General features: G+C 54.7%; 3 protein-coding genes. All 3 read right to left on the bottom strand.

Going from position 1 to position 1932, the window contains the following annotated elements:
• Positions 1-101: 101 nt before the first annotated feature.
• Complete coding sequence (locus tag BG74_RS03955; RefSeq protein WP_066596749.1) at positions 102-293, bottom strand: hypothetical protein; 192 nt, start codon at positions 291-293, stop codon at positions 102-104.
• Between the two features lie 59 nt (positions 294-352).
• Positions 353-598 (bottom strand): putative peptidase, encoded by a 246-nt coding sequence (locus tag BG74_RS12870; RefSeq protein WP_244267264.1) that lies wholly within the window; start codon positions 596-598, stop codon positions 353-355.
• A 422-nt stretch (positions 599-1020) separates the two neighbouring features.
• Positions 1021-1932, bottom strand: a 912-nt coding sequence (locus BG74_RS03950; RefSeq protein WP_066596747.1) for an aminotransferase class V-fold PLP-dependent enzyme, incomplete at its 5' end; no start/stop codon positions are given.

Raw genomic sequence — 1932 nt, 5'->3', positions numbered from 1 at the left:
CTTACACCAAATATAAGGCCGCCGCACCTGCTTATATTGCGCGAATAACGCCGTCAGCGAGTCCACCATCTGTTGCGGCATGTCCGCCGTTTAGCTGAGGGTCATGCGCATCTCCCTTCCAGAACCTGTAGTTCGGCCAACGCATCGCCGTCGTTTCTTAGCAATGCTGCTATTTCATCCGGGGAGAAGGACTTACTGTAGAGTAGGTTGAGATTGAGAAACAGCTCGGCCCCGGTGGTTATGGCGAACAATGCGCGCACTGGTAGAGCGAAGATAGGATGCGGCCTCGCCACCACGCTTTCCAGTACTGCTACCGAAAAAAGGAATCGCCGATCCGCCGTCTTGTTTTTCCCTATGCTGCAAGGTTACCCGGCGACGCGCCGTCATCGCGTTCGACAATCCGATCATCGCCGGCTTCGCTCGGCACATGGACGGTCATTCCGTGTTTGTCGGCGCTCAATAACACCTTTTCGCCCCAGCACTGGTCAGCAGGTACGGTTGATAGCATGAATTGCATCGCTTCGGTCAGTATGAGACTGCTCCAATAAATTTGGGTAGTAATTCCGTCTGTACATATCCCGGTACATTGGGGTGTCATAGCGATTCCTGGTCGCCTGTATCAAAGCGGCCGTCAACTTATGTGATTCATCTAACCAGACCATAACGGTCGCCGCCAGGAGTTTTTCTTTCGGCGCGGGCAACTGGCTAAAAAAGCAGCGACAGGGTTGTTGTCGTTGACACCGATGACAGAAAAATGATAAAGTTGCGCTAAAAGGTCTTAGCCGCGCGTGCCACGGCGCATCTTTTATCATTACAGTGGCAACGCCAGCAGAGGCTAAAGATAAATATAAACAAGGGACTCCACTGAGGTCCTCAAGGCGATATATCCTACTGCAGGACCGCGGTGCACAGACGTACACCCTGTTTCCAGACGACCATCGACGCAGTCGATGAGAAAGATGGCATCCCAAAGGGGCGCGGGAGCGCTACCGAGGACTGTATGCCAAACGATTGGAGTTTTTAGCGTAACATCCGGTTCGCACTGCCGGCGCACTGCGGCGCAACCTCGCGCATTCGCGCAATAGCTGCCCGGGTATGGCTGATGGCGTAATCTATTTCTTCCGTGGTAGTAAACCGCCCCAAAGAGAAACGAATGGAGCTGTGAGCAAGCTCATCATCCAGGCCCATGGCGCGCAAGACATAAGACGGCTCAAGGCTGGCGGAAGTACAAGCTGATCCAGTCGAGACTGCAAGATCCTTCAACTCCATGATAAGGGACTCACCGTCCACATTGTGAAAGCTAACATTAAGCACCGTCGCCACCCCCTGCTGCAGGTCGCCGTTAACTGATACACCCCCTATCTGCTGCAGACCCTGCCAAAACCGGTCGCGCAGCGCCCGTAGGCGCGACATTTCGCTCGTCAGCGCTTGCGCTGCGAGATGATAGGCTTCCCCCATCCCGACAATTTGGTGCACAGGCAGCGTCCCGGAGCGCATACCGCGCTCGTGACCGCCGCCGTGAATTTGGGCCTCGATCAGCACTCCTGGTTTACGGCGTACGAACAAAGCGCCAATGCCCTTCGGCCCATAGACTTTATGGCTGCTGAACGACATCAGATCCACTGACAACGTGGCCAGATCGATGGGCAATTTACCGACGCTATGAGTAGCGTCTACATGGAACAGCGCCCCACAGGCCCGGCATAGTTCGCCAAAAGCCGCGATATCCTGGATCACTCCAGTTTCGTTGTTGACGTGCATTAACGACACTAGAATCGTATCATCCCGCAGCGCATCGCTCAACTGTTGCGGGGTGATGATACCGTTCGCCGGCGGCACCAACCAGGTAACGATGAAGCCTTCCTGTTCCAGATGCTGACAGGTATCTACCACCGCTTTATGCTCGGTTACGGCAGTAATGATATAGCGGCC

Origin of the sequence: Sodalis-like endosymbiont of Proechinophthirus fluctus (assembly GCF_001602625.1) — a bacterium.
In the GTDB taxonomy this organism is placed as follows: Bacteria; Pseudomonadota; Gammaproteobacteria; order Enterobacterales; family Enterobacteriaceae.
This window is presented reverse-complemented; position numbering and strand designations above follow the sequence as displayed.

Excerpts from the sequence above, each read along its gene's own strand:
- BG74_RS12870 (WP_244267264.1), bottom strand. The coding sequence starts at position 598 with ATGACACCCCAATGTACCGGGATATGTACAGACGGAATTACTACCCAA.